Source organism: Methylobacterium sp. WL116 (assembly GCF_008039455.1).
Taxonomy (GTDB): domain Bacteria; phylum Pseudomonadota; class Alphaproteobacteria; order Rhizobiales; family Beijerinckiaceae; genus Methylobacterium.
The window spans coordinates 1-4,660 of the sequence record NZ_VRUV01000367.1 but is presented as its reverse complement, the minus strand read 5'-3'; the positions used below and the strand labels follow the sequence as shown (position 1 = coordinate 4,660).

Below are 4,660 nucleotides of genomic sequence, written 5' to 3'. Positions count from 1 at the left end.
AGCGTGGCCCGTCCGCGGGCCTTCGGGCGCTCGATCCGGGTGGCGCGCGCGATGCGGCGCAGGCCGAACGACGCCAGCAGGCCGGCGGCGACCAGGAACGGGCTCGCGACGATCAGCGCGGCCACGACCTCGGAGCCGATCAGCACCGCGAGCGCCTTCACCATCGCGTCGAGGAAGACGAAGAACGCCGCGACGAGCAGCACGAGGATCGTTCCCAGGAGCGCGAACAGGCCGATCAGCGCCCGGAGGTTGCCGTCGATCTCGGTCCGCGCAAGGTCGAGGGTCCGCCCGACTAGGCGCCCGCTCTCGCGCAGGATCCCGAGGGTCAGCGCGAAGGTGCTCTCGGGGGTGCGATCCTGCATCGAGCGGTGCCGTCGTCCAGAAGGGGGCCGGGAGCGGTGCACCAGTTCGGCGCGGCTACCAACCCCGGATGCGACCGGGCGTTCCCGGATGGCGGCGGCCGCCGGTCAGCGCGGCGTGATCGGCGGCGCGAGCGCGCGCTCGCACGCGTCCCGGATCAGCAGCCCCGCGATCCGTCCCGCATCCCAGACGCCCATCAGGACGGCGTGGATCGCACCGGCGGCCAGGAGGAACGCGGCGACCGCGCAGAGGGGAAGGCTCAGGAGGAGCCCGATTACTAGGCGGGCCGCGACGCGCTCGGCGAGGCGACGTTCGAGCCGCGCCCCCGGGGCGAGGTCGAGCAGGCGTTCGTAGAGCATGGGAAGCCCGCACGATCGAGAATGGGCGGAACTCGGCACGACGGCGACGCAGGCACGCTGTGCCAGTTCAACATCGGCACGGGCCCGGCGTTGCATCGGACGATGCGAAAAACCCCGGGGCGCGGCGTCAGCGCATCCCGCTGCTGGTGAAGACCTGCGCCGCCGGCGCGATCACGACGAGGCTCCCGCACGGGGCCTGCCGCGACAGCACCGCGCTCGCCACGCCCCAGACGAACACGCCGCGCCGGTCCTGCCCCACCACGGGGCCGCCGGAATCGCCGAAGCAGACGCGGCCGCCGTTCACGCGGGCGATCGTCAGCCCGGTGCTCGACGCGGCGACGGGCGTCAGGATCGCGGTGCGCAGCCGGCCGACCACCCGGCCCGACACGCCGGTCCCGGCGACCCGCAGGCTCCTCGGCACCCGGCTCGGGTCGGTGGCGAGCGGCACCGGCACGCGGTCGCGCACCGGCTCGGCGAGGCGCAGCACGGCGAGGTCGAGCGAGAGGCTGTTCAGGTCGACGTCGACGACGTTCGAGGTCATCTGCCCGGGATCCGGGCTGTAGCGCGCGATCACCCGGGCGGTGCGGACCGGCTTCACCGGCTCGCTGCCGCGGAAGAACACCACGAGCGAGCCCAGCGGATCGCCGTTGACGCAATGGGCCGCCGTGAGGATCAGGTCGGGTGCGATCAGGACGCCGGTGCAGCGCGAGAGGTGCAGGCCGTCCTCGGGCGCGGTCACGGTCCCAAGCCCGACGGTGGCCTGCGCGAGCGCATCGCCCGACCGGCCCGCGGCACCGCCCTCGAGCGCCGCGGCCGGCGCGCTCCCCGAAGCGAGCGCGAGAAGCGGAACGACGAGACGTGAGGCAAGGTGACGCAGGGCGGGGCGAATGCCCGCTCGGGACGGGATCGAAATTCGGGACACGCGGGCCTCGGGGGTGTGGAACACGCCGTCCAGAGATCATCCGGGCGCGCCGGAGGGCAATCGGGCGCGAGGACGCGGGGGCCGCCGCGCCGCCCTGCGGCTCTCAGGAGTCGCGGCGCGTATCGTCCTTCGCCTCGAGGTCCTTGAGCATGGCGATCACCGAGCGCCGAAGGTCCGGATCGCCGATCGATTGGAACAGGCGCAGCAACTCGGCGGGGTCCGCGTCGGAGCCCGGCGCGCCGGAACGCGGCGAGAGGAAGAACGCCGTGTCGACACGAAGGAGCTCCGCGATCTTCCCCAGCAGGATCCGCGCCCGTTCGGATCGGTCCGATCCGTTGTTCCGGCCGTCGTCCACGTCGGACTCCTCACGTCATGCGTCTCGTTATACAACCTAGAATAAACTTTCAATCCCCTATAAACAGGGCAGGATGGTGTCTGTCCAGCCGCATGGTGGGATGGCGACCCAGTTCGCGTACGGAAGACGACGGCCGGCTCCGTCGGACGGCTCCTGCGAAACGGCTGCGCAACACATGATCACGAAGGCGATCGACGTCACCTACGGCCTGTTCCAGGCGTTCGACCGGGCCGGCTCCGTCGGCGATCTGAATCGCACGCTGCTGTCCGCCGTGTCCAAGCTCGGCGTGGAGAGCACGTTCGCCGGCATCATCCCGATGCCCGGCACCAGCCGGCGCGACCAGGCGGCCCACGTCCTGCTCGACAGCACGCCGGCCGGCTGGACCGACCGCTACTTCAAGGCCGGCCACCTGTTCCGCGACCCGACCATCCAGCGCCTGACCACGGACCTGACCGCGTTCCGGTGGTCCGACATCGAGCCGGAATACCGCGCCGACGCGGCCGCCCGGCGGGTGATGGAGGAGGCCGGCGACTTCCGCCTGCGCCAGGGCTTCACCGTGCCGCTGATCACCCTCGACGGGCGCGTCGCCGGGTTCAGCTTCGGGGCCGAGCGGTTCGATCCCTCGCCGGAGCTGCGCGGCATGCTGCAGCTCGTGGCGAGCTACGCCTTCGGCCGCTCGATCGTGCTGAGCGAAGGGCCGCCGCGGCCGGAGGTCCGGCTGACGCCGCGCGAGCGCGAGGCCCTGCAATGGGCCGCCGACGGCAAGACCGAGTGGGAGATCGGCGAGCTGATGTCGATCTCGGAGCACGGCGCCGAGAAGCACCTGCGCTCGATCCGGACCAAGCTCGGGACCGCGAGCCGGACGCACGCCGTCGCGGAAGGATTCCGGCGCGGGTTCCTCAAGTAGGCGCCGCGCGCCTCCGACCTCGAAGACCGCTTCGTCGAAAGCATGCTTCGTCCGGCGTGGGCGCGCGCGCGGGGATGCTCGCGCGGATTGACCGGATCCAGTCAAGTTCCACTGGTTCGCAGTCGAGAATGGTACGCGAACGCGTACTTTCGGGCGAATACTTAGAGACGATACTGCCGGCCATCCAATGGAGGCCGCTTTGATCCATATCGTCACGCCCGAGAACATCGATCGTTACCGCGATGCCATGGAGCAGGCCTATCGCCTGCGTCATCAAGTCTTCGTCGAGGAGAAGGGCTGGCACGACCTCGCCAAGCCCGACGGACGCGAGATCGACCAGTTCGACGACGGCCACGCCGTCCACATGCTCGCGATGCAGGGCGACCGCGTCGTCGGCTACCAGCGCATGCTGCCGACCACCCGCCCCTACCTGCTCACCGAAATCCTGCCGGAGCTCTGCGAGGTCCCCGCGCCCCGGAGCGCGCGGGTCTGGGAGTGGACCCGCTACGCCGTGCAGCGCGACGTGCGCGACCGCGGCCGCATCCTGAGCCCGGTCGGAAGCGCGCTCCTGGCCGGCATCGTCGAGTGGGGTCTCGAGAGCGGGATCGAGTCGATCGTCATCGAGATGAACCCGCTCTGGCTGCTGCGCCTCGTGCAGCTGCATTTCCGGGTGACCCCCCTCGGCCTGCCCTGCCGGATCGCCGGCGAGGACACCCTCGCCGTGGTCGCGGCCTTCGACGTGCGCACGCTCCGGCGCCTGCGCGAGACCCGCAACGACGCCGCCTCCGTGCTGACCGCGCGCCCCGCCCTGCCGCAGCGCCTGGCGAGCTGACCCCAACCGTTCCGGCGCGATGCCGCCGGACCCCGATCAACGCCAACCCGCGAACGAACCGATGACACGACAGACCCTTCCCGCTTCCACCGAACCCGACAACCCGATGGAGCGCCTCGCCGAGATCTGCATCGAGGCGCACGGCCTGATCGAGGAGGCCGGCACGCCGGAGATGAAGGCGACCCTCGAGGCTCTCCTCGTCCGGGTCGGCTTCGGCCTCGCCGAGCGCCTCGACCCGCAGCACCGCACGGCCTGACCGGCCGGTCGTGCGCGCCGTCGCCGGCCGACTTGTCCACCGCTCATCCAACGACCCGCCGGGATGGGAAACCGATCGGTAAGGGACGCCGCGCCACGGTGTCCCGCGACCAGCATTCGGGATCCGAAAGCCGATGATGACCAAGGACCAGCTCGCGACCGAGCTGAAGCGCATCGCGACGACGCAGATCAGCGACATCACGCGCGCGGTGAAGGAGGGCCAGAAGTCCATCGCCCTCAACGAGGTGCGGGACATGGCCCATCGCCTCGAGCGCCTGGCCGACGCCTTCCACCCGCGGCTCGCCGCGCCCGTGGACGCCGTCGACCCCGGCGCCCAGGCCGCTTGACGCCGTCGCACGGGCCCGCCGGCCCACCCAACCAGGAACGGGGCGTTCGATCATGATCCACGCGTTCTTCAACATCCGCCTCGACGACGCCTACCTGCCGGAGCGCACCGGGCAGCTCGTCCGGGACGCCGGCGAGGCGCGCGCGGTGGCGCGCACCATCATCCGCCGCCTCGTCGTCCAGCACGGCGGCGAGCCGCGCCTGCTGAACGCGGTGATGGCGGTCACCGACGCGGACGGCGCGTCCATCCTCGACCTGTCGTTCTTCGAGGCGCTCTACGTGCCCGTGGCGGCGCCCGAGCGGGCGGGGCCACGGGCACGTAGAG

9 protein-coding genes are annotated in these 4,660 nt (G+C 71.4%); 5 read left to right on the top strand and 4 right to left on the bottom strand.

Going from position 1 to position 4,660, the window contains the following annotated elements:
• The 4 genes from FV223_RS20595 to FV223_RS20580 form a co-directional block, all read right to left on the bottom strand.
• A partial coding sequence (locus FV223_RS20595; RefSeq protein WP_147728752.1) for a phage holin family protein occupies window positions 1-362 on the bottom strand: 362 nt, incomplete at its 3' end.
• A 105-nt stretch (window positions 363-467) separates the two neighbouring features.
• A complete protein-coding gene (locus FV223_RS20590; protein ID WP_147728751.1) occupies window positions 468-719 on the bottom strand; it encodes a hypothetical protein in 252 nt (83 codons plus the stop codon).
• Window positions 720-846: 127 nt separating this feature from the next.
• Window positions 847-1,641, bottom strand: coding sequence for a trypsin-like serine protease (locus FV223_RS20585; RefSeq protein ID WP_243948861.1), 795 nt, complete (start codon window positions 1,639-1,641; stop codon window positions 847-849).
• A gap of 103 nt (window positions 1,642-1,744) precedes the next feature.
• Window positions 1,745-1,996: a hypothetical protein gene (locus FV223_RS20580; RefSeq protein WP_147728750.1), complete on the bottom strand. Its 252-nt coding sequence runs from the start codon at window positions 1,994-1,996 to the stop codon at window positions 1,745-1,747.
• A 175-nt stretch (window positions 1,997-2,171) separates the two neighbouring features.
• Here FV223_RS20580 and FV223_RS20575 point away from each other — a divergent pair, with 175 nt between their 5' ends.
• From FV223_RS20575 to FV223_RS20555, 5 genes are all read left to right on the top strand, one after another.
• The gene (locus tag FV223_RS20575; RefSeq protein WP_147728749.1) at window positions 2,172-2,903 is read left to right on the top strand and encodes a LuxR family transcriptional regulator; all 732 of its coding nucleotides are present in this window, start codon (window positions 2,172-2,174) and stop codon (window positions 2,901-2,903) included.
• Window positions 2,904-3,102: 199 nt separating this feature from the next.
• Entirely contained in the window at window positions 3,103-3,735 is a 633-nt protein-coding gene (locus FV223_RS20570; RefSeq protein WP_147728748.1) for an acyl-homoserine-lactone synthase, read from the top strand.
• Between the two features lie 61 nt (window positions 3,736-3,796).
• Entirely contained in the window at window positions 3,797-3,991 is a 195-nt protein-coding gene (locus FV223_RS20565; RefSeq protein ID WP_147728747.1) for a hypothetical protein, read from the top strand.
• A 136-nt stretch (window positions 3,992-4,127) separates the two neighbouring features.
• Window positions 4,128-4,337: a hypothetical protein gene (locus FV223_RS20560; RefSeq protein WP_243933238.1), complete on the top strand. Its 210-nt coding sequence runs from the start codon at window positions 4,128-4,130 to the stop codon at window positions 4,335-4,337.
• A gap of 52 nt (window positions 4,338-4,389) precedes the next feature.
• A partial coding sequence (locus tag FV223_RS20555) for a catalase (RefSeq protein WP_147728745.1) occupies window positions 4,390-4,660 on the top strand: 271 nt, incomplete at its 3' end.

What these genes read in the sequence shown, in the direction of transcription:
- FV223_RS20575 (WP_147728749.1), top strand. Translation starts at nt 2,172, where the DNA reads ATGATCACGAAGGCGATCGACGTCACCTACGGCCTGTTCCAGGCGTTC.
- FV223_RS20565 (WP_147728747.1), top strand. Translation starts at nt 3,797, where the DNA reads ATGACACGACAGACCCTTCCCGCTTCCACCGAACCCGACAACCCGATG.
- FV223_RS20560 (WP_243933238.1), top strand. Translation starts at nt 4,128, where the DNA reads ATGACCAAGGACCAGCTCGCGACCGAGCTGAAGCGCATCGCGACGACG.
- FV223_RS20590 (WP_147728751.1), bottom strand. Translation starts at nt 719, where the DNA reads ATGCTCTACGAACGCCTGCTCGACCTCGCCCCGGGGGCGCGGCTCGAA.